Genomic DNA, 25,169 nt, shown 5'->3' with positions numbered 1-25,169 from the left:
TTAACTTTTAATATTATTTCCAATTGATTTTAGACGTTTTAGTACTCTTCAGCACACTTTATATGCTCAACAGTCAAAAGCTCTCTATGAAAGAAATAACGTCTAAATTCATTAGTAAAGAAATATGCAACTTTATATTAAGATTTATGTTAGACCGTCTGATAATATCTAATAAGATATTCATTACTTAACTCTTCATATATGTATAATTCAGTATCAGTACCCTTTAAAGAAGTAATAATGTCTTCTCTATAATCTGGAGCAACGACTATCATTCTAGTAGGCTTATTTATTTGAGTAGGATAGTATATGCATTGATACGCTAATCTTTTATCGTTATTGATAGCTTTCAATTCAATTATGCAGTCAACTCCATTAGCATCTACTGCATGAATATCTAATTGTCCAAACTTCACCTTCACTTGATTGCCTATCACTGTCATACCTTTTTCGATATACTCTATATTATCTATCAAAAAATTCTCTAGCTGTTTTTCTTTTGTCTCTGGTTTCTCATCGATCCTGTTTTCAATAAGGTTTATTTCTCCTACCTTTACAAAAATACTTCTATCCACTAAATTAGAATAATCTTTTATTTTCTTTAATTCTTTAAATGATTTACTAATTGTAAAATTTGACACCAACATCTTATTTTCTATAGTTTTACTCATTACATGGTGATAGTAAGCCTTGTTTGGATTTTTTAATTGTAAATATCGATAATAACTTAGATAAAAGATTATTCGGATTAGATTCCTTTCGAATAAGTTAACATAAATATCTACTTCAAAATAATCATTTTCGTCATACTTCTTCATATTAATGATATCAATATCTCCGTTTAAATTTAATTTATAACCTTCCATAGCTCCTACATCTACTAAATCAGAAAGAACCTTTTTAACAGTGCGATTATCTTTCATTCCAGACACCTTTTTGATATAAGCGTTACTTATTTTAACATCGTCTGATAATGATTTGAGTCCATTGAGTAAAATCAAATGAACTATAAACATTTCAGAATTATAATTACCGTGTTCATTTGTTATTGCATTTTTCGGCATTTTACACTTCAAACCTAAAACCTCTTTCATTTTAATTAGTAAAGCCATATGCAACATTTCCGAAAGTTCGATTACTAGTATCGACCAAGCGAATTGCAAGTAAAGGTTGCATAATTCTTTGTATATAAAGAATAATATATAAGATACATAATATACAGTATTTACGATTCATAATTTCACCTTTTCAGGTAAAATTCTAATCGTTTAATTTTCCTCCTCTTCTTCCTTTTGAAACATCTACAACTTATGTAAATTAACACTATAATGATTATTAAACTTTTCTAATCCACCATCTCCAAATGGATCGTATTCTGCTTTGTGTTTGGTAATAGTAATCAGCTTTTCTTTTGCTAACAATTTATTGTACTTTGTTACTGAGAAATTACTTATACCTAAATCAATTTGAATAGTTTCATAACTTGGGAAACAAAAAAGCTTGGATAAGTTGCTTCTGTTAATATAGGACTCATAATAATACATTAATCTAAATCCAATTAAACCTATACTCTCTATTGATTTTAATAAGTCTAAAGGAATTTGTGTAAAGTAGTCACTTTTATAAGGTTCTAACATAATAATTTTTAACGGGTTATTAATTGGTAACTTGTCTATTTGATACTTAATTAAACCTTGATTATGTAAATTCACAAAACACTTCTTGATAGTTCTATTATCCGTAATACCTGTCACAGTTTTTATATCTTTAAGTAAAACTTTTATTTCGCTATTATTGAATGCTTTAAATTTCTTATATAGTAAAAATGCGTAAATAGCAAATGACTTCTCATCAACTTTAAATCCAATATTTCTTACAATTTCTGTTGGTATTTGTAACCAAATCGTATTCCCCTTACTCATTTAACAAGTTTCCTTTTATGTATTTTCTACTTTAAATTCACACAGTACAATTTCAAACTGCTAACACCTTAACTATTTTCTTTCTTTCCTGTTAGATTTTCATTATTCTATAGGTGTGCTGTAATATCTCTTTACTTGTCCATCTTGATCATTCTTTAGGTAAGTACTTGTGAAGGGTTGTCCAGTCATCTTCTAATACCTCTTCAACGAATCTTTCACATACCATTGCAAATGTTCTATTATCATAAGTACATCCCAATCGCTTAGCTGATAGATGGAAATATTCAGGATAGATTGCATGATCGTACCATGTAACGAAAGCATCTTCATCCTCTTTTGAATAAAATAAGCTTTCTACTCTTCCGCCTGAATGTATGATGTACATCTCATACCATTTCTCATAGTTCTCCATCGTCAGTATAGGTTTAAGTTCTTCTTCAATACCATTTTTATCCACACCTAGTTTCTCTACTTCAAACCTTTGACTTATTAATGGATTCCCTCTTTTACTGAAGTATTTAGGCTCTCCTTGTATAGGAACTAATAATCCTTTATATTCAACTCCCATTGCACATTCCACCTTTTACTGAACTATTTTTATCATTTTAATTTTATAATAGATGTGTTTTATTTAACACTTTTCAATTTCAAATTCTAGAGTGTCTATTACAGAATCAAAATCGTCATTATCTTCGAAACATCCTCTGTCATTACCTACTATGATGGAATAAACAGGATACTCTATTTGATCATATCCATGCCATTCACATAATTTTTCTGCCACATCACCAACCCATACTTCCTCAATATAACTGATTTCATCCTTTTCACAAGCCTCTACTTGCTTTAAAAACTCTATCCTCAAACGTTCCAACGTATCTTTTAAATCCTTCTTAAAATCATCCTGATTCTTTCTTTTGTGATACAATCTAGTTGTTATTTTTTCTTCTCCATTATCGATTAATTCAAAAGTACGGTATCTAATGTCTTTTTTCGCATCACTATAAGCCTTACGATGAGATGGAGTTGCATTAGGTTTTAATCCAGTTCTAATTAATTCATGACCGAAACGGACGTCAAAGTCTCTGTGAGGTAATTTGTTGTAATGTAGATACCAATGACATAATTCATGTAACAATGTCTTTCTTACTTGATCGATTGTTCTTCTTCTATTTATTTCAGAATTAAATTCAATAGTCATGTCCTTATTATGATATAATCCTAGTAAAATACTTTTTTCTTCTTTAGGATAATAATTATCCCATTCCTCTTTTGGTGTTCTATCAAACACAATAGTAGGTATGTAATCTATTCCCCAATGCTTTTTAAGTAATCTGTGCGCCTCTTTATTTATCCATTCTATATTTAACCTTTTATCAATCACTTCATTCAACTATCTTCACCTCAATATTCTTAGATAATCGTTCTATTTTATCTACTGATAACAACGCCTTTTACAAATTACAACAAAACCTAATCTATAATAATCAAACCATCTTTTGTACTTTTAAGTCCTAATTTCTTCAAAATTGCGTTTAATTGTGCCCTATACCTAGCCTTCAATTTATTTCTAGTTTCTACATCCTCAAAATAATCATTTTCATACTTAGACAACCAATAAATAGACTCACTCATTGGTAACTCCTTGATGATCAACATATTAATTGCTCGTAAACGATTACTGAATTCCTGATTAGTTAAGCCTTTATTTTTATAATAATCTGAAACTGTTTTATAAATTTTATCTTCTGAGAACTCCATAGATATTACACCTTCTTACACTTAAATAATAACTTCATTTTATTCTATTTTTACCTTCAAGCACTCTATTATGTGCTTCTATATCACCTTCTTCAACATCATAAACTATTTTCTGATCAACATAGTTATCTAAAATTGAGAAGTCATATGTCTCTTGGCAACTTACAAAAAATATCTTTTTAACACCTCTATCTTGTAAATCTTTAATTACTTTAATGTATAAACCTTTACTTAATATTGAGCTTACTGGATAGACTATTGCAAAATCTATATCATATGGCGACCTATTCCAAGTCTTGGTATCTATTGAATCAAAATAATAATTGATGTTATTAACAAATGAATAAGCTACCCCTGATTTAAATGGTGTATTTGTTTTAAGAAAAGTTCTTAAATTTTTTAGAGCGTTGGTGCGAAACAATATCTTTGTATTAGGTATCGTATTTAATATAGACACTAGTAATTCATGTTTTTTAAACATATGAGTGCCAGTTAGTAATAAACACTCCTTATTTGATTCTAAGAATTCGAAAATTTCTTTAGATGCTTTATCTTTTGTATTCATATAAATCTCCTCACTTCTATTAATATCACTGTTTTATAAAAAAACTATAACTTATCGTCTGTGATATCAATAGGGAAATCCCCATTAATGTCCTCTTTTTTCTTTCTTTTAAAAATATCCCAAAAGTTTCTTTGCTTTTGTTCTTCATCTTTTTCAAGATTACAAGAACTGCACAACCACTCTCCGTTATCTCCTAATCTATTAAGATGAAGTTTTGGTAATTTATTTTTCTTTGCAACACATGAACGATGTTGTCCGTCTGAAAATGTCATATGACCACATGAATTTCGATGAGCATAAATTCCAGTACGTTCAGTTGCCGATATAGTACCTCCTTCTCGCATCATCTCCAAAAGCTCACGACAATATCCTACACGAGCCTCATAGTGATATGAAGCATTACATATGACTTTCTCTTGCTCATATTCTTCATCAGTTAATTCAAATGTACATCTACCTGTAGCAAGCTTATAACAATCGTGTTTGCTAAATGTAAAACAATAAGATTCTTTTCTTGGGTCAATTATTACGTCAAGTTGTTCTGTCATAGTTTCACCTTCTTTTAATACTATCTCTATTACCTATTAAGTATTTTATTTGAAATGCTTTGCAAAATGACTCAATGGAGTGCCTTTCGTATAAAAATCATCTAAAGCATCATAAGCTAAGTCAACTACAGTCATTATGTCATTTCCATAGTTCGAGAAAATATAAATGAATGCCTCGTTATCGTCTAGATAATCTTCTTGATTTAATGGGTCTTGAAAATACATAACTTGATATGAAATATCTATTCCTCCATCAAAACCCTCTACTCCATATCCAATTACATCAAAAATTATATTAATAACACCTATTACTTTTTCCTCATCGAAAAAGTCTATCTCTAAAGTATACGAAGTAACATACCCTTCTGTTGAATGCTTTTGAAACTGACTTAGATAATCATCATTAACTCCAAATCCGATATTTGTCATAAAATATCTCCCTATAATCTCGATAAAAGACTTCTATTATCTAATATTAATCAATCCCTAATTCATATTTTTCATATTGGCTTTTACTTTGAATAAGTTCAGACATACAATCTTTATTATTTTTAACTTCTTTATATTTCGCTTCAGCTTCTAATTTAGAATCAAAGAAGAAGGTTTTAACTTTATCTATCTTTAAATCAAGGTAACTAACTACGTATTCCGTTTCCACTTCTTCATGTACTACATCTCTAGTAATTTCCTTTTCGTTATAACAGGCTAATAATCGTTGTGGAACTAAATAAATTGATCCAGTTGTATCCTCACATAAAGCCATTCCATTATTGTATTCATAAATAACAAATAGTTTAATGTAGCGTTCGATATCTTCATACTGTTCTTGGATGAATGTTTCCTTGTCTAAACATTCTTCTTTATCAAGGTATTTGCCTATACTTAATAGTTGTTCACGATAATCCACTGAATCATATAGTATACCCTCTACCTCTCCAGAATCTATTCCACGTTCACATAGCTTTTCATAGATGTCATTCTCTATATTATGAAATTTTTGTATTATATCAAATGTTTCTTTGTTCATTGTTTACACCTCTTATTGTTTTATAAAATGCTGATATTAATTAATTTACTATTTCATCATCTTAGTAATAGCCTAATATTTCATTGAATACTTTATCAGCTACTTCATTTTCCCCATCATCGTATCTACGCATAACTTGATAACCTTTGCGTTGATAATCAACTACCTTCATTGCAATATCCTCTATATTAAGATTCTTATCTTCCTTGAGTTTCTTTCCATGAAACATTTCAGGTTTAATATTGGTTGAAATAATAAAATCTTCAGATGCTTCTTGTTCTGTTATTGTGTAAGTTTCAGCTTGTAATCCTTTGTAAGTGAACCATACCTTAAACATTGAAGAAGGTTTAACTGATTTATCTATTTCATTCACTTCGAGATTCTTCCATCCCGTTAAAATTAAATCGTGCATTTTCATTCCTCCGATTCTACATTTCATAATATTATACTTTTAATAAAAATCTCAAATAACATCGACATGCTTTGAATATACTGGGAAACCGCACATTTCTCTACCATTAAGGTCAACAATCGTAAACCAATCAGCAACATAATTAAATTTCACATAAGCCGATAAATCTAATTCTGTACCGAATCGCTCCATAGTGTAAAAATGTTGATCTGCCATAACTATTTTCATAGTAGTATCATCATTTACATTTCTATATATCTCCCATCTACTTAACATTTCCTTCAAATGAAAATCAGCATATTCCTCATTTGGTGATCGTTTTTTGAGTTTTTCTCTAGTAATATAATCATACTTCATTACACTAAGTACCATACCGTACTCTTGAACATCTTTAAATGTCACAGATTCCTTTTCATTGCACTCAATAGCTTCTGCTATTTGGTGGAAAATTTCATCTGTTAAATTTTTTATATATTCACGTTCATAATCATTTTTCGTTATATTATCAATGAGATATTCTTTTGTATAAGTCATTTCATTTCCTCCAATTTAATCTAACTTAAATTTTACTTTATGTACAAATGGTATACAACTTCCAACTACAAATTTAAATTAGTATTTATAGTTAGTTGAAGCCACCATTTTTTCTTAAAACAAGATTACCATAATTTACTTTAAATAGTCAAATAGTTTTGTGTATTTTATTATTTAATTTTTCTTTACACTTCAATTCTCACCTTTTGACCGTAAAACTCATCTAAATGTTTTGTGATCGATTCTAAGCGTCCTAATACATTCACCTTCTTAATCCCCCATGCACCTGCAAACTCCTTATAATTAGTTGGAATCTCATTAGAAACACCTTGCACAGTATTAGAGAACAATGTTAACCAGTCTATAAGATATTGTTTGTCATAAGCTTCATCTTCAAAATGTCTCATTGCAAACATTAACGTTGGGAGATTGATTTTTCTTAATAGGAACTTATCTGTCTCATCACCATATGCATCATGTAAAAGTGTCATGGCTTTTTCTACAGCTTCGAAAATCACTTCATTCATCTCTTCATGAATCTTCTGTGCATACTTTGTTAGCTCATCACTAGCGAATGACTTTAATTCGTAGTCTTCATCAAATAACATTAGAGTTTGAAGTAATACTGCTTGATCTTCGCTTTTTCGTTTTTGCGTTGGTGTAAAGTAAGCATTCTTCGACATAAAAGGATGTTCTGATAGTTTATTTAATCTAATAGACGCACTTATACCCATAACAGCTTTATTCTTCTGATGTACACTTAGATAAACACCATTATTTAAACGATAGAATAATTCTACTTTTTCTTCCTCAGTAATATCACTTAAATAATACATATTTAATGTTTTAGTTTGAAATTCTATCTTCACTGTTTCTGGTAAATCTTCAAATTTAGTTTTGCCAATGTTGAAATAAGTATTATCTATATTTACTGAAGGTGTGTCTGGATGCAATGCGTATTCTCCTCTAAAATATGATACTAAGTTTGTTATTCGCTGTTTACCGTCAATAGTGCAATAAGTATTTGCTGTTTTGTTGTCTTTTGTTTCAACTTTCGCAGATGTAACCACTGGAGGAATGAAATAATCGACTATTAATGATTGTACTAGTAATGACTTCTGCATCAAACTCCATTGTTCATCTGGTCTTTGAATTGGAAAGTCGAAATTTAACCTTTCATCCGTAATAAGTTTATCAAATTTACTAACTGACATTGGCATACTTGCTTTTATCATTTTATTCACTCCTCAAATTCTGTTGGATTTAAATTTCAAAATCACACAATTAAGAAATCAAGATTTCTATTTTTCTTTATTTTCGTATTCAAAAATTCTTTACATTTCAATTTTCAAAATGTAAAATTCTACGATTTTGATTTTTTAATTCTATAGTTTTGATTTTTCGTTTTATAAAATTCTACCCATTTCAATTTTTAATTTCAGAAATTCTACAGATTTCATTTTTCATACTAACAAATTCTATATTTTCTGATTTTTATTCACATATTTCTAGTTTCTTCATATTTTATATGCCGAAAATACATTCATTATTACTCTCTAATACACTCTTTATAGACTTAAATCTAAATAATATTGAGATATTACGTAAACATATACAGTAAAACAGCTTTAGCATTACTAGTGTAACCATAGAGTAGTGTTTCCCTCATTCACAACACCAAGTACCACTCTACACTAATCGTTATGTATATATTTATTTAATGGTTAAAAAATAAGATTATCAATACCTCATATACTAAGTAACAAGTAACCTTAATTATTGATTAGCCAACAACTTCATGTACCCTTTTTGCAGTTCTTTCATTTGATCTTTATAATAATCAGTCTCATCTTTTGTGAAGCTAGGTGTAAACAATGTAGGCATTTCTGGTTCTACATCAGAATTATTTACTGAGATTTCATAACGAGCTAGATCATATTTATCAACTAATTCAAACCCATATTCTTCATTTATATTGTTAATGCATTCTTCTCTTAAGTCCTCATTTACATGTAATAACGTGTTATATACCTCATATTTATTGTAGCTTATTTCTGGATTGTACCCCACTAAATTATTAGCAACTAATTTTAATTGATTCATCATATTTCATTCTCCTTTTAAAATATTTTATTTATTTTGTTATTTTAAATTAATTATATCACATCAACTTAACTTGTATAACTGAAAATTGGATTATTTTTCATATTACTAATCAAACATTTCACTAATTTATGGATAATATGTATTTTAAAAAATTGAGTATTAATAAGCTCATCTAACATTAAACGATCCAATCAACATTGTTTTAAAAACCCCTAATAATTAATGATATCTATGTTTTCCTAAAATTATCTTACAAGTAAGCTATAAGTAAATTATATATATCTTATAAGTAAGATACAAGTGTTTTTTTAAAATTAATTAGAAATATTTAACTTTATATTCATTTCTATTGTTTATTCATATTTTCTTATCGAAGATTTAAGGACAATGGAGTATTCGCAAAGCAAATATAAAGAAGCCCATAATGATCTCGGTTTAAGGTTAGCTTTCACACAAACATTGTTAGAGAAATCACACTATGGGCTATGGATATACCAAAGAAAATATCTTGAATTAAAAAAATGTGCTTAGTACAACTATAATAAGTTAAGTACTAAGCACATTTTTAATTATGTAATTTATTTTTTTATTTATTGTACAGACCGTTAGTTCCTCTAATCATTTCACTATCTGGATTCTTTAAGTTATGATTTGATACCAACTCCAAACCACTCTTACCTTTATTATACCTTTGAAGAACAGTGTGGTAATTCAAACCATATGCTTCAGCAAGTTGAGATATCGTGCTAAATGTAGCTCCATCTACAATTACTTCTATATTATTACTTCTGTTTCTAGCTTGCTGAAGTTGTGTTTGCCAACGGCAATTAGATACTTCATAATCACCATTAAAATCAATTCTATCGATAGTTGCTGATTTTTCACCATTTGTTTCTTCAAAATTTAAATATGCCTCGTACATATCATTCTTGAAGTTTTCAAAAGTTAACCATTCATCACAAACTTTTATTCCTTTTGCCCCATAATTTTTATATTCTAAATTCTTAGAATCATAACATCTACCCCTCATACCGACCCATATTCTATAAAATCTAGTTTTACTTATAGGCTTGTTTTTTATTTTTCGTTTAGTATATTTACCTCTTTTTCCAAATCTGCTACACCCACATGATTTTACTGATCCACTTTTCAAATCACATCTAGCAACCACCCTTTCCGTCCCACAATCACATTTACATAACCAAAATGTACTCTTTCTTCTAACCTCTTTTTCATGATTATGTATTTTCTTCAACACTGTATAACTTCCGAACTTTTCTCCAGAAATATCATGTTTACTCATTAAATCTCCTCCTTTTATGCATTTATTGTAATTATATTAACAAATACATAATAAATCAAATAAATACCCAGCTCGATTTTTAACTTTCTGTTACTTATAAGTGGTTTTCAATTTAAAATTTGACGATTAAAAGAGTTCATAAAAAAAGATCTACCACTCCAAGTGTTTCTCTGACTGTCATAACAAACACTCGTTCTCGTATATTACTTATTCATTTTTTGGTTTTTACTATTTAATAGGAAGAAACATATATTTTTTCGTGAAAAGACACCATGAACCATGAACCTAGTAATATCAACGTTTCTAGTAAAACCATTAAAATTAAATAATAAAATACATAATTTATATTGACGGGTTTAATATTTGGATGGTAATATAATAACAGTTAGTAAATGATATTGAAGGAGCTAAGACGATGACAGTAGAAGAAAAGAAAAGCTTATTCGAATCACTTAGACACGAACTATTCGAACTGGTAATACTTAAGAGCAAATCTTTATCCTTTCCAACAAAATACTGTGAAGATTTAATTTCAAAAATTGATAAATTAAAACTTGAAATTCAGTTAGGACAATAATACAATTTATTTAACAAAATACATAAAATACTTACTTTTTAGGAGGAAAATATAATGAAATCAAATATTCATACTGAAATGCAAATCGGAATTTATGAAATAAAAGTAACCATCTTTAGAAATGGTAAACGTATGAATGTGAAATGGTTTGATTCAAATGAGTACAATAAAGCAAAAGAGTTTGTAGAAACAATTATTAAATAAACTCGTCACAGCGAGTATAAACAGGCATTAGGCTGTGAGCGTTCCTTCCTTATCGGAAGGAGGTTGTAACACAAACATACATAACTACTTAGGAGGAATTTTAAATTGATTAAACTAATGAAACCAATTTTTAATAGTGGATTACAAATCGTTTTAGAAGGTCAAAATACAAATTTTACGGTGTATATGTTGGATGTAATACACAACAAAGCACTAAACGTTAAAACATACAAAGACTATCACAAAGCGTTAAATAACTACAATATACGTTGCACGGGTTTATAAATTTTATAAAACATCATTATCTAATTGGAGGAATCGAAATTGAAATCTGAATTAAAAGAGAAAATAAAAGAGGAAAGAAAATATTATGCTTTACTAGAAAGCAATCCACAATACAGGCTACAAGGACGTTCAATGAAATTAAATAAAGTAATAGTCGGAATTATTCAAGGAAATCCAAAAGACTATAATCAAGGTGCAGACCATCTAAATTATAAATATTTTGATTCATGGAAAGATGCGTGTATTCAACTCAATAATAACTAAATAAAAATACTATTTTATCTAAATTGGAGGAAAAGAAAATGAAAGCATTGTATACAAACGAAAAAGAGATTCAAGGTCAAATTATAAGCGAGAAAGAATTGAAAACTTATGATTATGATTCACGATATGAAGCATTAAAACAAGGCTATAGTTTTGTACACTTATTTGAAGCGTTAATAAATAATTTTGGAAAGAAAGAGTATAAATATTACTCTACAATGAAAATGTAATCAATAAATAAAAACAGTATTTTATAAAAATAAATAAATTGAATGGAGCGAATTAAAAATGACATATCAATACACATTTGAATTAAAAGACTGGAAAGGTATCGTGACTAAAGAAATTAAGAGTTTTGCTGAAAAATTAAGTAGTCGTGATTTGCGGAAAGAAACATCTTCTTTTATTGATAGAAAAGACGTAAAGTTTGTAACTGCTAAAAAGTTAGATATCATCAATACAAATGGTGAATTAGTTGAAACAGTTAAAAACTTAAATAAATACGATTAAATTATATAAAAAGTAAATATTATATAAGCTTGTAGGATGTTATTCCCCCTACCCCTATTCATTTAATTAATAAAATAAAAAAGGATGGTAATTAATTATGGAAATCAAAAACATTTTACTTTCAATCGTTACAGCTTTTTCTCTATTCACTGGTACAACAAATACAGATGTTTTAGCTAAAGAAATAAATAACACTTCAAATAAATGTACTGTAGTTCAAACACATGAATTAAAAGACAATCAAGCAGAATTATTTTATATGTACAGCAATAAAGAAGGCCACTTCTTCTTAGATCCAAAAGCAGAAACTGAAAACGTTGTTTATGTTGGTTTGAATGATTATAAGATAGATGGAAATTTTAAAATTGACATTAGTACCCTCCATCATGGTAAAAAGTTTATCGGTACATTTGCGGATGATTCATTATGGGAATTAGTGAAAATTGAAGAAGTTAAATGATACAACTGTATTATAAACAAATTAAACGAAAGAAGGTGTTTAAATGTTTGAATCTCTATATTCTCAAATTGGTTTAGATGGAAAATATCAAGTATGGTACACAACTATTAAAAGAGGATTAAAGAAATCTAAGTCATTTGGTGACATGAAAGAAGTTAAAAAGTGGTGTTTACAAAATAAAAATAAAGTACGTTTAACAAGTGGTAGTTGGCAAGTATTAAACACTTTTGAAGAAGTTAATTCTAAATAATATAACCATATTAAATAATATTAAATAACCTCCCCTACTCTCCTTTAATCAGATAGATATACATAAAAGGAGGTAGAACAAAATGAAAGTATATGCAGATTTAAGACACATCATTGATGATTTACAAGCGAGTAAGAATTCCAAAGAACTATATAATAAGATCCAAAAGTATAAAGAAAATATCGATATTATTGCAAAGGATAATGATACTAGTATTATTGTTGAAGTTATTCAAAATGAATTAATTGTTGTTGCTAATAACGTGGATAAACATATTAAATTAAAATTTGATGATTGAGAGGTATATTCCCTACTCTCAATTTACATAGGAGGAATCGTTATGATTAGTAAAATTAAGTCTGGAATAGATGATTTTTTATGGATGGATGATGACTCAAAAGAAGATAAAGTTTCTTATTATAAATTTGGAACTACTATAAATGTAATCGCAGTTGCTATATTCTTGCTAACTAGAATTAATTAATAAAATACATAAATGCACTTTACAGTAATTGTGTGTTTGTGGTATTATAAAGACAAGGAAATAGTAACGAGTCATTTAGTTGACTGCTTAAAGGTTAATCTAAGTAAGTAAATTAGATACAGTTATTTATTTAGATTAGGTTTTAAGTTAGAATGGAGCTACATACAAAATACATGGGAGTGCTACTAATGGCAAACAAATATAATGTAATCAATAAACATTTTACAGGAACTTCTTTGATTGAAGTAATTAAAAATAATGAATCAACTATTATTAGTGAAGTTAGAAATGAAATAAATAATTTTCTATCTAAAAAGTATATTAAAATTGAAAAAATCGATGTTAATAGCGATGTTAGGATTACAATAAAGAGAAGTAGCACATTACGATTCTTTATTGAAGATAAAGCAGTCGATCAATTTGAACTGACAGTGTATTACCTCACAAATGAATTAAAACCTACTTCAGTAGATATTTACGATGTATATGGATATGATGATTATTTATCGGATGCAGATATAAAAAGTGATGAGATAACTGTTATTGATACATCGTTAACAATACATTAATGTAAAATAAATTAATTTAAGGGAGTCTATTCTCCCTTCTCTTCTTTAAATAATATATGCTTTTTATAAAAACTTGAGATCCTGAAGAGGTTCTCTTTTTATTTTGTTTAAATTTTAATTAAATAAATACATAAAATAACTATACAAATAATTATGAATTATGGTACACTATATTTAAGTTAATAAAACAAATACATAAAACTTTTAAGGTGGTCATTCAATTGAAAACAACTATCCAAAACCAAATTAATTCCAACGTTGAACATGCAATTAAAGCTACTGAAAATTCATACCGTGGAAAGTGTTTCTTAGTTGTTAGAGGTGAACATATTCAATCTTTCAATAAAACTAAACGTGGTGCTGAAGGCTATATTAAAAAGAAAGATACATCTTACTATGATGAATATTACATGGAAATGCGTAGTTGCAATGAAGGATTAGAAGTAATTGAAATTATTGCACTTGATATTGCTGACTATTATAACACTAAAGAAATTTGGTTCGAGTCTTTGAAAAATGTATGGTCGATTCGTCGAAGTTCAGATAATTTATTATTCTTAGCTGAAAAATTAAATGTTAATCCAGAAGTTATTGCATTCATTAAATTAGTGATTGAAAATACTGAGAATACTTCATTCCCTTCTCGCTCAATGGTAGGATTGGAAGTTGAACAAGTGGTATCGGAAATTGAAATAGCAAAAGTTGCCGAAGAAGATACACAAGTAGTTGTGGAATCACAGGAAATCAATACAGACGTTTCCGAAGTAGAAATTACAAATACTATTACAATGAAATTAAACGATGAAAAAAACGGTGTAGAGTTGTACTTCGCTGATAAACCTAGTGATGAAATCCGTACAGAATTAAAGGTTAACGGCTTTAAATGGTCGAGATTTCAAAAATGTTGGTATGCAAAGCAAAATGAAAATACCATAGCACTAGCTGAAAAATTAACAAATGGCAATATTGAAGTTGTTGAGACTATAGAACCGTTTGAAATTGAATTAGTAGAATTTGTTGATATTACACAATTTAAAATTAATGAAGAAACTGAAAAACGCTTAATTGATAACAGCTTAATGCAAACAAAAAGCTTAGGATATGAAACAAAACAGCTACAGCTTACACTTTCTGATTTGTTAGAGAATACAAAGGAAGTTATTGAAATGGCTGATAATAATTATAGTAAGAATACACTTATTAATGGTTTCAATGCCTTTTGTGAACGCTATACAAGAGAATTAAACAGTTACAAATACCAAAAATCAGTTAACCCTGGATGGCATATTACCGGAAGATCTGGACTCAATATCTCAAGATATAACAAGAAACAGGATCAATTAAATAATAAAATGTTAAAAGTTGTGGAAATGTTAGAAAAACAAAGATCAATACTTGAGAAATACAAACGTAAATTTAAACAAAATGAAGAATATAAAACTAAACAAGCTATTGAACATGCAATTAATAATTTAGATAATATTACACTTTCCTTTAGTACTCAAAAGCGTGAAATAGATTATTACGGCTACAAATATAATACACGTTCTTATGAATCACCTAACTACTTCTTTATGAATATAGCAGGTTGCTACCGTATATTCGAACGTGTTACAGGTAAAGAAGTTTATAGTATGAAAACAAATGACAAGTTAACGGATGCTAAGAAGTATGTAATGTATTTGGAAAGTCAACGTGTTAAACGAGCGATATAATATTAAATGATAAAATACAAAACGAAAAGGATTGATTAACAATGAAAATTAAAATAGTAAAAGAAACAGGTTGCTTTATGTATCTTGATGAAAATAACAACATGACAGATTATTTCTTCCTTAATATGTACCGCTTCGATCAATTGCCTAATGAGTTATTAGAAGCGCTTAAAGCACGTTTAGAGATGGAAAAAGTAATTCCTTTAGGAATATACAACAACTTTTTTGATAACAGTCTATACTTGGTATGTAAAAATAAGAAGTTTGAAAATGAAGATTATGCATTCACATTTAAGTATTCACCAGAAGGAAGTGAAAAGGCTTTAGGGCATGACTTTTATAATGAACACATTAATAATAGTAAAAGTTTCATCTCCTTACATGACTTTAGAGATCGTATAACAGCTAAAGAAAAGAATCACTTAATAAAGGTGTAAAAAGCTATGCTTACACGTAAAGAGCAACATAGTCACTTTAGTATTAAGGAACGTGTAAAAAAGTTTATTAGTAAAGTTGTTGATAAAGCAAATTTACAGCCACCTACCCTACCACCTACTACAAAATTAAAATTTGAAAAGTGGAAATGTGAACCGCTTCAAAATGGACAGAAACATTTTATAACGGTGTGTAATGATGATATAAAAGAAAGCTTACGTGGTATAGAATTATTAAATGGAAATATGATTGAAATTGTTAAGAAGTCAGATGATGAATATAGAATTAAGTTTAAAAATAATAAAGTGTATAAACTAAGTAAGTATAATTAATTCAGATTTTAATTAATAAAATACATAAAGTGTATTGCGTTTTATTAATTTATGGTATATAATAGTATTATATTAAGGAAAGGAGTTGACACAGTGAAGTATGGATATTGAACACATTATCATGTTGATAGGCTCTATCGTGGCAATCTTAAAAGGAATTACTTCTTCCTTAAAAGACATACACGATATGAGGACAAGCAAAAAGCGACCATCTTCTAAGCCGTCCGCAAAACGCAAGAAGAAAAGTCGCAAGTAGTCGGAGGGGATTTATTCCCCTTCCCTATTGATTATAATATACCATACTCATTTAAAATATGCTAAAGAAAATCGGTTATCTAAATTTATTTTTTATCTTATTTCTACCGCTTCTGATGTATCAATGGATTGATTTTAAAAATTTAAATGTATTTGATTGGGCTGTCATTGTATCTTATGGAATACTTGTGATTGTATTTATAGTTAGAATTGTAATTGCTGTGATTAAATCAAAGGAAACTTAACCATGAAAGTTATAATTTTAGAGTAGCCAATATATATTTTGGTTACTCTATTTTCTCATTTAAAAAAGTCATGTCCCTACTTGTATATGCAAATACAGTTATGATATCCAATACCACAAGGATATTTTAATCATTTTCTTTTAAGTATTATTATATTATTTAATACATATTTAAATTTATACTCCCTTGAGCAACACATTTTATACGAGATATGCGCCCTCGAGCAACACGTAAAAACAGGTACAATATTCAATGTCTACAAGGTTATTACATAGATTTTAGTGAGTCTTATCTATCTAAATCAAAGAAAAATAATTAAATATAAAAAGTAAAGGATGATTAATATTATCTATAAAAATTTCCAAGATTTAAATAGTAAAGTACAAAAACGAATAGCAGGTATTCAAGATAATCATATGGTGATTAACGGTCAAACTTACACTTTAGATGGTGAGAATATAAGTGATAAATATAAACCTAAATTAGATATAAATTATACTGACAATCAAATTAATAACTTTAAATCTAATCATGAAATGGTAGAGTTTCAAAAAGAAAATGGAGGTTTTGTTTTCTTATTCTATCAAGTCAATAAAAGTATGTCTAAATACACTAACAACCTAACTAAAGCAGATGTAACAAGACTTCTGTATCTAACAACATATACTGCATGGGAAACAAACAAAATACAATATGATAACGGAAGAGATATTCCTGATAAAGATTTAGCTAAGTTATTACGCTTACAACCAAGACAATATAATGATTACATTAAAAGACTAATTGATAATAGTATAATTACTATAGATAACAATAATAAATACATAAGTGAGCATATATGTAGGAATGGAGCGTTGAACAAAAAGCAACTACATAAACAAGATATACAATACACAAGACTATTTAAAGATACTGTACGTGGTTTATATGAAAGTGCATCAGTAAGAGAGTTTGGGAGATTATCAACAATCTACATGATATTACCGTACATAAACTTGTACACTAATGTAATAAGTCATAACCCACATGAAAGTAATGAAGATAAAATAATTCCCATGTCTATTGTAGAGCTTGCAAGTAAGTTAGGTTATACAAACTACACCAAACTAAAGAGTGCAATGTATAAGACTAAGTTTGAAGATGAATACTCATTTGCATTTATAACTATGGTCAATGATAGACGTAAGACTAAGATATTTGTTAACCCTAAAATAATGTTTGCAGGTAAATCGGATATGTTAAAGTTACTTTTAATTATCTTTAAGGACTTTAACAGTAATAATAAATGATGTTAATCCATTTAATAGCTAGTTTTAACCGTGTAAGTAATAAAAGTAACAAAAGAGCCTGACGCACAACTGCAAGCAGTCGTTTGTCCACAACGTTAACAAGTTAACTTATGTGACTATCACTTACATAATAACAATAAGATATAAAGAATACATGACTACAGAAATACAATTAGATAGATATGATATTATAAGGTTGTCACTATATAGTATATAAATATTTTAAACAGACAACATTTTATATTTTGTGTATTCTATATTCTAGATATTACAGAAAACAATAGACTAATGATATTAGCGATTGTCAGTATAGGAAAAGTCGATACATTTATATTTTAAATTTAGATATTGGAGTTAATTATTTGAATTAGTAGTGAGTTGAAATATACTTGCTACTTTTTTATTTGGGATTTAGTTATGTATATTAAATTTTGATAATTGGAATATAGAGTTAGGATGAGGATAAGTTCATTGAGAGTGGATGGGATGGGTTGAGTAGGTTATAAGATTATTACATTTGAATGATTACATAGTATAGGATTGAGTTAGGTTGTGTGAGGATTAGTATAGTTGAAGTGATGATAGTTAGATGTGTGTGGTGATTAAGTATAAAAAGAACACCTCGACTCAGCGCTGACTGTTATACTACGAATATAACAACACAACATGTGTTCAGGCAATTTAAAAGAACTAACAAAACATTTCATATAATACAGTTGTACTTTTACAGGTACAGGAACACTTGTTCGTATTTTATAGTGAGTTATGAGAGTGTTTTAGGTGTATGAGTGGTTGTTTTATATACCATTTATTGTCAGTTATAGGTAAAATAATATACATTATATCCTTTAAACACTGTATATAGGGGGTTACTTTACATCTTGAGGTTATTAGTGTGTTCAAATATCAGGGCTACCACATCTATTCCCACACCATGATAAAATTTTCAATTATCACCATCCTCCATCTTCCTAATCTATAATCCAATATACCTAAAATTAGTTCAACTTACCTATTCCACATTTTCTCCAATACTCGTAAACGTAATCGTAAATTTCATCAACTATCCTTGCTACTATTGAGTATTAGCCTATAGTAAAATAGTAACAAATCGCACGTTTCATCTAAATTTCACCCTATTTTGACCTCTAATACCCGCATAAACATTGAATATTTACGACTAAACATGAACGACTATTTTCTATATATACTGTAACAACTAGTCAATCCCCTTATAAACACTGCATATCTAATCACTTCACCTCTTTTTCTTGAATTTAAAAATGACTCAAAAATTAACGACTATTAAGCATCATTTCCCTTATATAATCTAGGTTTCTTCTATTGAAATTAGATTAGTTTACGAGTAATGGTGTTTTTAATAGTAATCGTTTTTTTGAGTCAAATTCTTCACTAATTTATTTAACTTAAGTATTCATAGTAGTTAACTTATAATATTATTTTGTCATCTATAATAAAATATTGATATGTACTTAAAGATCAATTAACTTAGATAATTTCTCCTCTCAACAATGTCGAGTGCATAATTTAAAACATTTTGTTTTGGTATATCATCTTTTGCACACATTGCTAATAATTTTAAAGATTCATCTGGTTGTGTTATTGACAACTTACTAATCAACAAAAGTAATGCTGATTCAACAGTCTCATCTTTCTCAATATGTACCCTCTTCATATTATTCATTTTAATGACTCATTCCCCTTTCTCACTATATATTGATAATTATTGTAAACTTTTCTATAAATTACAAGTATAAATTTAGCACTTGTTATATTTTTGAAGTCTGACTTATCATTCACTATAGTCAATAATACAACAATTCAGATATGAATGAAATGCCATTCTTTATTTTTCAACACGTTTCGACAGGATTTCTTACCAATTAATAGAAAATGATAGTAAATAGAAATTTTGTATCTTATCATTTTAAATTTACTTCTTATTTTACTAGTAGATCGGAAAGTTTTCGGAGTATTATTTAAGTAAATACAAAATTAATTAAAGAAATACATAAAATGATTGATTATATATTTAACTATGATATAATTTAATAAAATACATAATAAAGGAGATTGGTATATTGAAGAAGCAAACTAATTATAGTGAGGTTTTATTTTATTTAGAGGAGATGATTGATTTGGATTTAGCGACAGATTGTGAGAAAGACGTCTATTATGATATTAAATGGAGAAATAAAGTAAGCAGACATAAACTTAATAAGGTAATGAAGAATATGGATAAGTGGTATGATACCGCATTTTAAATTATAAAATACATAATTTTTAAAAAGGAGGTAGTTGTTTGAGTAAAGCCTTAGAAAAACAAGTATACATACATAGTATCGGAACGGAAAGTTTCTACACTGATAAAGAAATGCTATTACATAATAAGATTTTAAAGTGCTACATTCTAAAGAAAAGAATCAAAACAAAAATTGATAAATGTAACGATAAGATTAAAAAAACAAATAAAGAATTGGATGAAATAAGAAAGAAAAATGAAAGTCTTGAAAAAGCACCTGAATTACATGTATACGAAAAGTTTCTTAAAATGAGAATTAAAGAATTGCGTAAAAGAAGTAAGTTTGTTAATGATCATATTAATTTATACAAAGATATACTGAAGACCGAATTTGGTAAATTTAAAGGGATTCGTGAACTACGCAAAGATACATTGATAGACAATAAAATAATAGGTATGTTTGACTCTGCATTAACTCGCACCATTGGAATGAAAGTAGATGAAATTTCAGATAGTCTATTTGTAGTAAGAGCCTATTATTTCAATATCCTAGAAGACATTATTAATAATGGGTTCATTTATAATAATGAAAAGTACATATATTTCTCATCCAGTGCAGGTCAAATAAGAACTAAAAAAGTAGTATTTATTAAAGAAACGTTATGGAAAAAACATGAAGGTGCGTTAACTTGTGGACTTAGCATTGAAGATATTAATGCTCAAGGTGGATGTAACGTCAATAAATTATTAGCTTATAAAGCATTAACTGCATCTGCAAGTTGTAAATGGGAGAAGTTCGATATACACAGAACAATCGTTGTTGATGACTTAGAAACTCCTGTAACAGCTTTGTTTGACTATATTGATCGAGATACATACGATATTACTCGCAAAGAAATGGCGGTTTCAATTGAACATACTGATGGATGTGGTATGATTTTGCCACAGTTATCAAAAAAATCTTTCATGACTAGATTGCCATATGTTAAAGGCTTGTTAGTCCCCTTCCCTTTTGATAAATTCGCTAAATTAGAAGGGGCTAGTACAAAAATTAAAGATATTTACGGCAAAGAATGGGATGTTATTGATGATAATATACAAGTTATATTTACAAAAAGTCAATTTAAAATGAAAAAGTATTACTCTGATTGGAACGATTATAAAAAAAGATTTGAGGAAAATAACTGCCAAGCTGTGAAATTGAATGAAGAAGACATTGGTGAAAACGCAACTTTAAATTATCAGATGTTACAAACACTAATCGATTTCAATAATAAAGAATTGAAAATACTAGCGAAAGATACGTTATATGATATCGAAAAAATAGGTAGTGACAAAGATGTAATGCTTAGAGTTTTGGGTGCTACTAAAAATAATAAAAATAAAAACTATTATCAAAAGGCTTTATTGCTGTATCCAGAATTATTAAATGATGAATACTCAAAGAAAACTATCAAAGATAAAAAGAAATCTCTCGTAAATGATGCTAGAGCAGGTAAATTAAAGGTTAATGGTAAATACATTTACTTAATTCCAGATTTATACGCATTCTGTGAGCGTTTATTTATGAGTATCGAGCAACCTAAAGGCTTATTGGAGAATGAAAAAGTATATTGTAATATCTATAGTGAAGATAAAGTTGATATTTTACGTAGCCCGCACTTATACAAAGAACATTGTGTAAGAGAAATTGTCAAAGGTAAAGATTACAGTGAGTGGTTTATCACAAATGGCATCTACACCAGTATTCATGATCCTATTTCAAGAATTCTTCAGTTTGACAATGACGGTGACAAGGCTTTAGTTATACAAGATAAAGAATTTATCGATGTAGTAGAGAGAAACATAGAAGGTATTGTACCTCTTTATTATGAAATGGGCGTTGCAGAACCCCAAGAAATTAACAATGAAAATATTTACAATAGCTTAACTCTAGCTTTTAAAGCTAACATTGGTGAAGTGAGTAATAATATTACTAAGATTTTCAACTCTGAAAATGAAATAGACTTAGACGTAGTTAAATGGCTAACTGCTGAGAATAATTACATGATAGATTTTGCAAAGACTCTATATATGCCTAAACGTCCGACTGATGTTGAAGAAAGAATACGTTCAGCAATTAAAGGTAAAGTCCCACACTTCTTTAAAGAAGCAAAAAACAAACCTAAAGAAAATGTAGAAGACATGACTGATAGTACGGTAAATAAATTGAGGAAAATTGTTCCAAATCGATTTATCAAGTTTGCCGATGTAGCAGGAGAATTTGATTATACTGCTCTCATGAATGAAGATATTACATATGTTAATAGAGAGATTATAGACAAATTCATAAAATTAGAAAGACAAAAGAGAAGTTTATTTAGAAAAAATAACATTAAAGATTCTAGAGAAGGAAACATTTTCTTCTTTAAGTACGTGCGAAATGAGTTGCTTAAAATCGATGATAAATTTAAAGTTGTAGATAGCTTAGTAAAAGAATTTTTCTGCAATAAGAAATTAGTGAATAAGGATACTCTATGGAACTCATTCGGAGATGTCATTTATCAAAATATACTAGTGAATTTAAAAGGTACTAAGCAATGTGAATGTTGCGGTGTTCGTATTCCTGTAATCAATAGTCAGTCTAAATTCTGCAAAGAATGTTACATAGAATCTAGAAAAGAGTATAAAAGATTAAAAGAAAAAGAATATAGGATTAAAAAACGTGGACAATTGAACAACGTTTAATCATTGATATATCAACATTCTTATAAAATTTCAATAATCATAACCTTCGATAAACCGCGTCATATCAACGTTTGCGCGTACTTTTAGAGGATTTGCAATAAAGGAAGAAAAAACTAAAGTACAAAGAATTAATGGTGATTATCTTCCCTAATTATATTTTTTGATTAACAAAATACATAATATAGAAATATAAAAGGAGAAATTAAATTATGACAAACGTGAAAGTAAATACAGCAGAATTAGGTAAAGATTTGCAAGGAATTCTAGAAGCAAAAGGAATTAAAGTTAAACCCGTTGAAAGTAAAGAATTTGTAGAAAAATTTATGGATTCGATTTTTGACCGAGTAAACAATGGTGAAACTGTAAAATTAGGAGCTTATGCTGACTTAGTACCTAAAACCCGATCAGCTCGTAAAGGTCGTAACCCACAAACTGGTAAAGAAATCGACATCGAAGAAAAACGTGCAGTTGGCTTAAAAAATCATAAGAAATTAAAAGACTTATTAAAAGGTTAATTTTAATACGTAGCAAATTAATACAGACGTTTTAAATACAAAATGGAGTTAGTGGTAGGGTTCTCCCCTACTCTTCTCTATTAATTAAATTTTAATTAAATAATCCTATCTGTAAAATCCGAACAATTAGTTCCTTAAAATTTTGCAGATAGGATTATTTTTGTACTTTTGATTATATGGAGAAAAGGATGATGAAATATGGCTAAAGAAAATAAAGGATTCGGTTTCAACGGTGAATTGAAATTTGAAGATGGTAAGTATTACATCACTGAAACGGTAAAAGGTGTAGAGTCTACATATGATTTTTCTGCAAAACTAGATGAATTCGTAGGTAATCATGTTTCTGTAAGTGGTAAATTAGAAACTTCTATTGAACCAATTGAAGATTAAGGAGTGATTGAATGCTAAATAAACTTCAAAATGAAAGTAATTTAGATTGGAAATATCGCTTAATTGAAGAAAAGCTAACAGGAGTCAACAATGATGATTGGCAAGACATTGTAGAAGCATTGAATCTTAACATTCATCGTGACACTCTGCGTAAAGGTTCGATATTCTTCTTAGAAATCAAAGAGTATTTTGAAAAGAAATTCAAAGACGGAATGACTAATGAACAATTAGAAGAAATGAAACAACTTGAAAAAGAATTGTACAAGCTTAAAGTTCAATTATCAGACGAACGCAAAGAAATTCGTAAATATATGACACATGAAGCTCGTTTAGAAAATCTGTTACATAAGCTACTAGATGAAATTAAAGACGATATGAATACTAATAAGCCTTTGAAATGGGTTAAGCCTCTACCCTCTTCTACTTCAAATGGAGCATTAACTTTATTATTAAGTGACCTACATAAAGGAATGGTAACTGATAATCATTGGAATAAGTATAATGATGAAATTTTTTATGAACGTCTTAATCAAGTAAGAAATGAAGTACTTGATTATAAAGAATTGTTAAATGTAAAAGAAATTCATGTATTTGAATTAGGCGATGTTATTAGTGGTTGTATTCATAGGTTAACTAAACTAAGCGAAACGGAAAATGCAGTTACTTCTACTCAAAAAGTTGCTGAAGCTTTAAGTGAATTACTGTCAGTCTTAGCGAATAATTTTGAAACAGTTAACTATTATAATGTCAAAGGTAATCATGACCGTGTTGCCTCTCGCAAGGAAGAAGAAGTTCGCACAGAATCATTCCATAGTTTCATTATGTGGTATATGGAAATGCGATTAGAGAAGTTCGAAAATGTGATTTTCCATAAAAATAATATCGATAGCGAAATTATCGTAGCTGATATTTTAGGAAACAGATATTACGGGGTTCATGGACATTTAGACAGTGTTAATACTGTCATAAACAATCTGTCATTGATGTTAGACAAGAAACCAAAGGCTATTTTTGCAGGACACATACATAAGAATTATGAAAATGAAGTACATGGAGTAGATTTAATTGTAAACGGTTCTTTTGGAGGTGTCGATGATTATGCTAAAGATGGTCGGATGACTGGAAAAGCGCATCAAAAACTACTTTGGATTACCGAAAAAGGACGTAAAGGCACATTCTACATAGAGTTTAAATAGGTGATACTTATGAAGTGTTTAATATT

General features: G+C 28.5%; 34 protein-coding genes. 19 read left to right on the top strand and 15 right to left on the bottom strand.

Annotation, left to right across the window (positions count from 1 at the left end; genetic code table 11):
• Positions 1-149 precede the first annotated feature (149 nt).
• The 14 genes from AC3WSK_RS03715 to AC3WSK_RS03650 form a co-directional block, all read right to left on the bottom strand.
• Positions 150-1,112, bottom strand: coding sequence for an endonuclease NucS domain-containing protein (locus AC3WSK_RS03715; RefSeq protein ID WP_492534829.1), 963 nt, complete (start codon positions 1,110-1,112; stop codon positions 150-152).
• A gap of 189 nt (positions 1,113-1,301) precedes the next feature.
• On the bottom strand, positions 1,302-1,922 hold the full coding sequence (locus AC3WSK_RS03710) for a hypothetical protein (protein ID WP_492534828.1): 621 nt from the start codon (positions 1,920-1,922) through the stop codon (positions 1,302-1,304).
• 148 nt (positions 1,923-2,070) lie between these two features.
• Positions 2,071-2,490: a hypothetical protein gene (locus AC3WSK_RS03705; protein WP_492534826.1), complete on the bottom strand. Its 420-nt coding sequence runs from the start codon at positions 2,488-2,490 to the stop codon at positions 2,071-2,073.
• Between the two features lie 63 nt (positions 2,491-2,553).
• Positions 2,554-3,306 (bottom strand): SprT-like domain-containing protein, encoded by a 753-nt coding sequence (locus tag AC3WSK_RS03700; protein ID WP_492534976.1) that lies wholly within the window; start codon positions 3,304-3,306, stop codon positions 2,554-2,556.
• Between the two features lie 89 nt (positions 3,307-3,395).
• A complete protein-coding gene (locus AC3WSK_RS03695; protein WP_492534824.1) occupies positions 3,396-3,683 on the bottom strand; it encodes a hypothetical protein in 288 nt (95 codons plus the stop codon).
• Between the two features lie 34 nt (positions 3,684-3,717).
• Complete coding sequence (locus AC3WSK_RS03690) at positions 3,718-4,248, bottom strand: hypothetical protein (protein WP_492534822.1); 531 nt, start codon at positions 4,246-4,248, stop codon at positions 3,718-3,720.
• Positions 4,249-4,292: 44 nt separating this feature from the next.
• The gene (locus tag AC3WSK_RS03685) at positions 4,293-4,796 is read right to left on the bottom strand and encodes a hypothetical protein (protein WP_492534821.1); all 504 of its coding nucleotides are present in this window, start codon (positions 4,794-4,796) and stop codon (positions 4,293-4,295) included.
• 45 nt (positions 4,797-4,841) lie between these two features.
• Complete coding sequence (locus tag AC3WSK_RS03680) at positions 4,842-5,225, bottom strand: hypothetical protein (RefSeq protein WP_492534820.1); 384 nt, start codon at positions 5,223-5,225, stop codon at positions 4,842-4,844.
• A 46-nt stretch (positions 5,226-5,271) separates the two neighbouring features.
• Positions 5,272-5,823: a hypothetical protein gene (locus AC3WSK_RS03675; protein ID WP_492534818.1), complete on the bottom strand. Its 552-nt coding sequence runs from the start codon at positions 5,821-5,823 to the stop codon at positions 5,272-5,274.
• A 61-nt stretch (positions 5,824-5,884) separates the two neighbouring features.
• Positions 5,885-6,235, bottom strand: a complete 351-nt coding sequence (locus tag AC3WSK_RS03670; protein ID WP_492534816.1) for a hypothetical protein — start codon at positions 6,233-6,235, stop codon at positions 5,885-5,887.
• A gap of 51 nt (positions 6,236-6,286) precedes the next feature.
• Entirely contained in the window at positions 6,287-6,769 is a 483-nt protein-coding gene (locus AC3WSK_RS03665) for a hypothetical protein (protein WP_492534815.1), read from the bottom strand.
• Positions 6,770-6,954: 185 nt separating this feature from the next.
• Positions 6,955-8,004: a DUF262 domain-containing protein gene (locus tag AC3WSK_RS03660; RefSeq protein WP_492534813.1), complete on the bottom strand. Its 1,050-nt coding sequence runs from the start codon at positions 8,002-8,004 to the stop codon at positions 6,955-6,957.
• A gap of 541 nt (positions 8,005-8,545) precedes the next feature.
• Positions 8,546-8,875 carry a hypothetical protein gene (locus AC3WSK_RS03655; protein WP_492534812.1) on the bottom strand — a complete coding sequence of 110 codons (330 nt, stop codon included), beginning with the start codon at positions 8,873-8,875 and terminating at the stop codon, positions 8,546-8,548.
• Between the two features lie 586 nt (positions 8,876-9,461).
• Positions 9,462-10,178: a hypothetical protein gene (locus AC3WSK_RS03650; protein WP_492534810.1), complete on the bottom strand. Its 717-nt coding sequence runs from the start codon at positions 10,176-10,178 to the stop codon at positions 9,462-9,464.
• A 415-nt stretch (positions 10,179-10,593) separates the two neighbouring features.
• On the opposite strand from AC3WSK_RS03650, the gene AC3WSK_RS03645 reads away from it, so the two are divergent.
• From AC3WSK_RS03645 to AC3WSK_RS03580, 14 genes are all read left to right on the top strand, one after another.
• Positions 10,594-10,755 carry a hypothetical protein gene (locus AC3WSK_RS03645; RefSeq protein ID WP_492534808.1) on the top strand — a complete coding sequence of 54 codons (162 nt, stop codon included), beginning with the start codon at positions 10,594-10,596 and terminating at the stop codon, positions 10,753-10,755.
• 54 nt (positions 10,756-10,809) lie between these two features.
• On the top strand, positions 10,810-10,959 hold the full coding sequence (locus AC3WSK_RS03640) for a hypothetical protein (protein WP_492534806.1): 150 nt from the start codon (positions 10,810-10,812) through the stop codon (positions 10,957-10,959).
• A gap of 324 nt (positions 10,960-11,283) precedes the next feature.
• Positions 11,284-11,508: a hypothetical protein gene (locus AC3WSK_RS03635; RefSeq protein ID WP_492534804.1), complete on the top strand. Its 225-nt coding sequence runs from the start codon at positions 11,284-11,286 to the stop codon at positions 11,506-11,508.
• A gap of 38 nt (positions 11,509-11,546) precedes the next feature.
• Positions 11,547-11,738: a hypothetical protein gene (locus AC3WSK_RS03630; protein WP_492534802.1), complete on the top strand. Its 192-nt coding sequence runs from the start codon at positions 11,547-11,549 to the stop codon at positions 11,736-11,738.
• Positions 11,739-11,796: 58 nt separating this feature from the next.
• Entirely contained in the window at positions 11,797-12,018 is a 222-nt protein-coding gene (locus AC3WSK_RS03625; RefSeq protein WP_492534801.1) for a hypothetical protein, read from the top strand.
• A gap of 97 nt (positions 12,019-12,115) precedes the next feature.
• Positions 12,116-12,478 (top strand): hypothetical protein, encoded by a 363-nt coding sequence (locus AC3WSK_RS03620; RefSeq protein ID WP_492534799.1) that lies wholly within the window; start codon positions 12,116-12,118, stop codon positions 12,476-12,478.
• A gap of 43 nt (positions 12,479-12,521) precedes the next feature.
• The gene (locus AC3WSK_RS03615; protein ID WP_492534797.1) at positions 12,522-12,728 is read left to right on the top strand and encodes a hypothetical protein; all 207 of its coding nucleotides are present in this window, start codon (positions 12,522-12,524) and stop codon (positions 12,726-12,728) included.
• A gap of 82 nt (positions 12,729-12,810) precedes the next feature.
• Positions 12,811-13,026 carry a hypothetical protein gene (locus AC3WSK_RS03610; protein ID WP_492534795.1) on the top strand — a complete coding sequence of 72 codons (216 nt, stop codon included), beginning with the start codon at positions 12,811-12,813 and terminating at the stop codon, positions 13,024-13,026.
• 42 nt (positions 13,027-13,068) lie between these two features.
• Positions 13,069-13,212, top strand: coding sequence for a hypothetical protein (locus tag AC3WSK_RS03605; RefSeq protein WP_492534793.1), 144 nt, complete (start codon positions 13,069-13,071; stop codon positions 13,210-13,212).
• 188 nt (positions 13,213-13,400) lie between these two features.
• Positions 13,401-13,781: a hypothetical protein gene (locus AC3WSK_RS03600; RefSeq protein ID WP_492534792.1), complete on the top strand. Its 381-nt coding sequence runs from the start codon at positions 13,401-13,403 to the stop codon at positions 13,779-13,781.
• 221 nt (positions 13,782-14,002) lie between these two features.
• Positions 14,003-15,496: a hypothetical protein gene (locus AC3WSK_RS03595; protein WP_492534790.1), complete on the top strand. Its 1,494-nt coding sequence runs from the start codon at positions 14,003-14,005 to the stop codon at positions 15,494-15,496.
• 41 nt (positions 15,497-15,537) lie between these two features.
• Positions 15,538-15,933, top strand: a complete 396-nt coding sequence (locus AC3WSK_RS03590; protein WP_492534788.1) for a hypothetical protein — start codon at positions 15,538-15,540, stop codon at positions 15,931-15,933.
• Between the two features lie 6 nt (positions 15,934-15,939).
• Positions 15,940-16,263, top strand: coding sequence for a hypothetical protein (locus tag AC3WSK_RS03585; RefSeq protein ID WP_492534786.1), 324 nt, complete (start codon positions 15,940-15,942; stop codon positions 16,261-16,263).
• An 835-nt stretch (positions 16,264-17,098) separates the two neighbouring features.
• Positions 17,099-18,052 carry a hypothetical protein gene (locus AC3WSK_RS03580; protein ID WP_492534784.1) on the top strand — a complete coding sequence of 318 codons (954 nt, stop codon included), beginning with the start codon at positions 17,099-17,101 and terminating at the stop codon, positions 18,050-18,052.
• Between the two features lie 1,504 nt (positions 18,053-19,556).
• Here the strand turns inward: AC3WSK_RS03580 and AC3WSK_RS03575 are convergent.
• A complete protein-coding gene (locus AC3WSK_RS03575; RefSeq protein WP_492534782.1) occupies positions 19,557-19,757 on the bottom strand; it encodes a hypothetical protein in 201 nt (66 codons plus the stop codon).
• Positions 19,758-20,154: 397 nt separating this feature from the next.
• On the opposite strand from AC3WSK_RS03575, the gene AC3WSK_RS03570 reads away from it, so the two are divergent.
• From AC3WSK_RS03570 to AC3WSK_RS03550, 5 genes are all read left to right on the top strand, one after another.
• Positions 20,155-20,337 carry a hypothetical protein gene (locus tag AC3WSK_RS03570; protein ID WP_492534780.1) on the top strand — a complete coding sequence of 61 codons (183 nt, stop codon included), beginning with the start codon at positions 20,155-20,157 and terminating at the stop codon, positions 20,335-20,337.
• Positions 20,338-20,375: 38 nt separating this feature from the next.
• Complete coding sequence (locus tag AC3WSK_RS03565) at positions 20,376-23,042, top strand: hypothetical protein (protein ID WP_492534778.1); 2,667 nt, start codon at positions 20,376-20,378, stop codon at positions 23,040-23,042.
• Between the two features lie 209 nt (positions 23,043-23,251).
• Positions 23,252-23,557 (top strand): HU family DNA-binding protein, encoded by a 306-nt coding sequence (locus AC3WSK_RS03560; protein WP_492414020.1) that lies wholly within the window; start codon positions 23,252-23,254, stop codon positions 23,555-23,557.
• Positions 23,558-23,755: 198 nt separating this feature from the next.
• Complete coding sequence (locus AC3WSK_RS03555; protein WP_492414022.1) at positions 23,756-23,947, top strand: YonK family protein; 192 nt, start codon at positions 23,756-23,758, stop codon at positions 23,945-23,947.
• Between the two features lie 11 nt (positions 23,948-23,958).
• On the top strand, positions 23,959-25,143 hold the full coding sequence (locus AC3WSK_RS03550) for a metallophosphoesterase (RefSeq protein WP_492414024.1): 1,185 nt from the start codon (positions 23,959-23,961) through the stop codon (positions 25,141-25,143).
• Positions 25,144-25,169: the final 26 nt, after the last annotated feature.

Source organism: Lysinibacillus sp. EB271-A1-10B (genome assembly GCF_058791335.1).
The sequence above is the reverse complement of the archived record's forward strand: the minus strand, read 5'-3'. Positions and strand labels throughout refer to the sequence as shown.

Coding starts and splice junctions, on each gene's coding strand:
- AC3WSK_RS03715 (WP_492534829.1), bottom strand. CDS start 1,112: ATGGCTTTACTAATTAAAATGAAAGAGGTTTTAGGTTTGAAGTGTAAA.
- AC3WSK_RS03710 (WP_492534828.1), bottom strand. CDS start 1,922: ATGAGTAAGGGGAATACGATTTGGTTACAAATACCAACAGAAATTGTA.
- AC3WSK_RS03705 (WP_492534826.1), bottom strand. CDS start 2,490: ATGGGAGTTGAATATAAAGGATTATTAGTTCCTATACAAGGAGAGCCT.
- AC3WSK_RS03695 (WP_492534824.1), bottom strand. CDS start 3,683: ATGGAGTTCTCAGAAGATAAAATTTATAAAACAGTTTCAGATTATTAT.
- AC3WSK_RS03690 (WP_492534822.1), bottom strand. CDS start 4,248: ATGAATACAAAAGATAAAGCATCTAAAGAAATTTTCGAATTCTTAGAA.
- AC3WSK_RS03685 (WP_492534821.1), bottom strand. CDS start 4,796: ATGACAGAACAACTTGACGTAATAATTGACCCAAGAAAAGAATCTTAT.
- AC3WSK_RS03680 (WP_492534820.1), bottom strand. CDS start 5,225: ATGACAAATATCGGATTTGGAGTTAATGATGATTATCTAAGTCAGTTT.
- AC3WSK_RS03675 (WP_492534818.1), bottom strand. CDS start 5,823: ATGAACAAAGAAACATTTGATATAATACAAAAATTTCATAATATAGAG.
- AC3WSK_RS03670 (WP_492534816.1), bottom strand. CDS start 6,235: ATGCACGATTTAATTTTAACGGGATGGAAGAATCTCGAAGTGAATGAA.
- AC3WSK_RS03665 (WP_492534815.1), bottom strand. CDS start 6,769: ATGACTTATACAAAAGAATATCTCATTGATAATATAACGAAAAATGAT.
- AC3WSK_RS03660 (WP_492534813.1), bottom strand. CDS start 8,004: ATGATAAAAGCAAGTATGCCAATGTCAGTTAGTAAATTTGATAAACTT.
- AC3WSK_RS03655 (WP_492534812.1), bottom strand. CDS start 8,875: ATGATGAATCAATTAAAATTAGTTGCTAATAATTTAGTGGGGTACAAT.
- AC3WSK_RS03650 (WP_492534810.1), bottom strand. CDS start 10,178: ATGAGTAAACATGATATTTCTGGAGAAAAGTTCGGAAGTTATACAGTG.
- AC3WSK_RS03645 (WP_492534808.1), top strand. CDS start 10,594: ATGACAGTAGAAGAAAAGAAAAGCTTATTCGAATCACTTAGACACGAA.
- AC3WSK_RS03640 (WP_492534806.1), top strand. CDS start 10,810: ATGAAATCAAATATTCATACTGAAATGCAAATCGGAATTTATGAAATA.
- AC3WSK_RS03630 (WP_492534802.1), top strand. CDS start 11,547: ATGAAAGCATTGTATACAAACGAAAAAGAGATTCAAGGTCAAATTATA.
- AC3WSK_RS03625 (WP_492534801.1), top strand. CDS start 11,797: ATGACATATCAATACACATTTGAATTAAAAGACTGGAAAGGTATCGTG.
- AC3WSK_RS03620 (WP_492534799.1), top strand. CDS start 12,116: ATGGAAATCAAAAACATTTTACTTTCAATCGTTACAGCTTTTTCTCTA.
- AC3WSK_RS03615 (WP_492534797.1), top strand. CDS start 12,522: ATGTTTGAATCTCTATATTCTCAAATTGGTTTAGATGGAAAATATCAA.
- AC3WSK_RS03610 (WP_492534795.1), top strand. CDS start 12,811: ATGAAAGTATATGCAGATTTAAGACACATCATTGATGATTTACAAGCG.
- AC3WSK_RS03605 (WP_492534793.1), top strand. CDS start 13,069: ATGATTAGTAAAATTAAGTCTGGAATAGATGATTTTTTATGGATGGAT.
- AC3WSK_RS03600 (WP_492534792.1), top strand. CDS start 13,401: ATGGCAAACAAATATAATGTAATCAATAAACATTTTACAGGAACTTCT.
- AC3WSK_RS03590 (WP_492534788.1), top strand. CDS start 15,538: ATGAAAATTAAAATAGTAAAAGAAACAGGTTGCTTTATGTATCTTGAT.
- AC3WSK_RS03585 (WP_492534786.1), top strand. CDS start 15,940: ATGCTTACACGTAAAGAGCAACATAGTCACTTTAGTATTAAGGAACGT.
- AC3WSK_RS03580 (WP_492534784.1), top strand. CDS start 17,099: ATGATTAATATTATCTATAAAAATTTCCAAGATTTAAATAGTAAAGTA.
- AC3WSK_RS03575 (WP_492534782.1), bottom strand. CDS start 19,757: ATGAATAATATGAAGAGGGTACATATTGAGAAAGATGAGACTGTTGAA.
- AC3WSK_RS03560 (WP_492414020.1), top strand. CDS start 23,252: ATGACAAACGTGAAAGTAAATACAGCAGAATTAGGTAAAGATTTGCAA.
- AC3WSK_RS03555 (WP_492414022.1), top strand. CDS start 23,756: ATGGCTAAAGAAAATAAAGGATTCGGTTTCAACGGTGAATTGAAATTT.
- AC3WSK_RS03550 (WP_492414024.1), top strand. CDS start 23,959: ATGCTAAATAAACTTCAAAATGAAAGTAATTTAGATTGGAAATATCGC.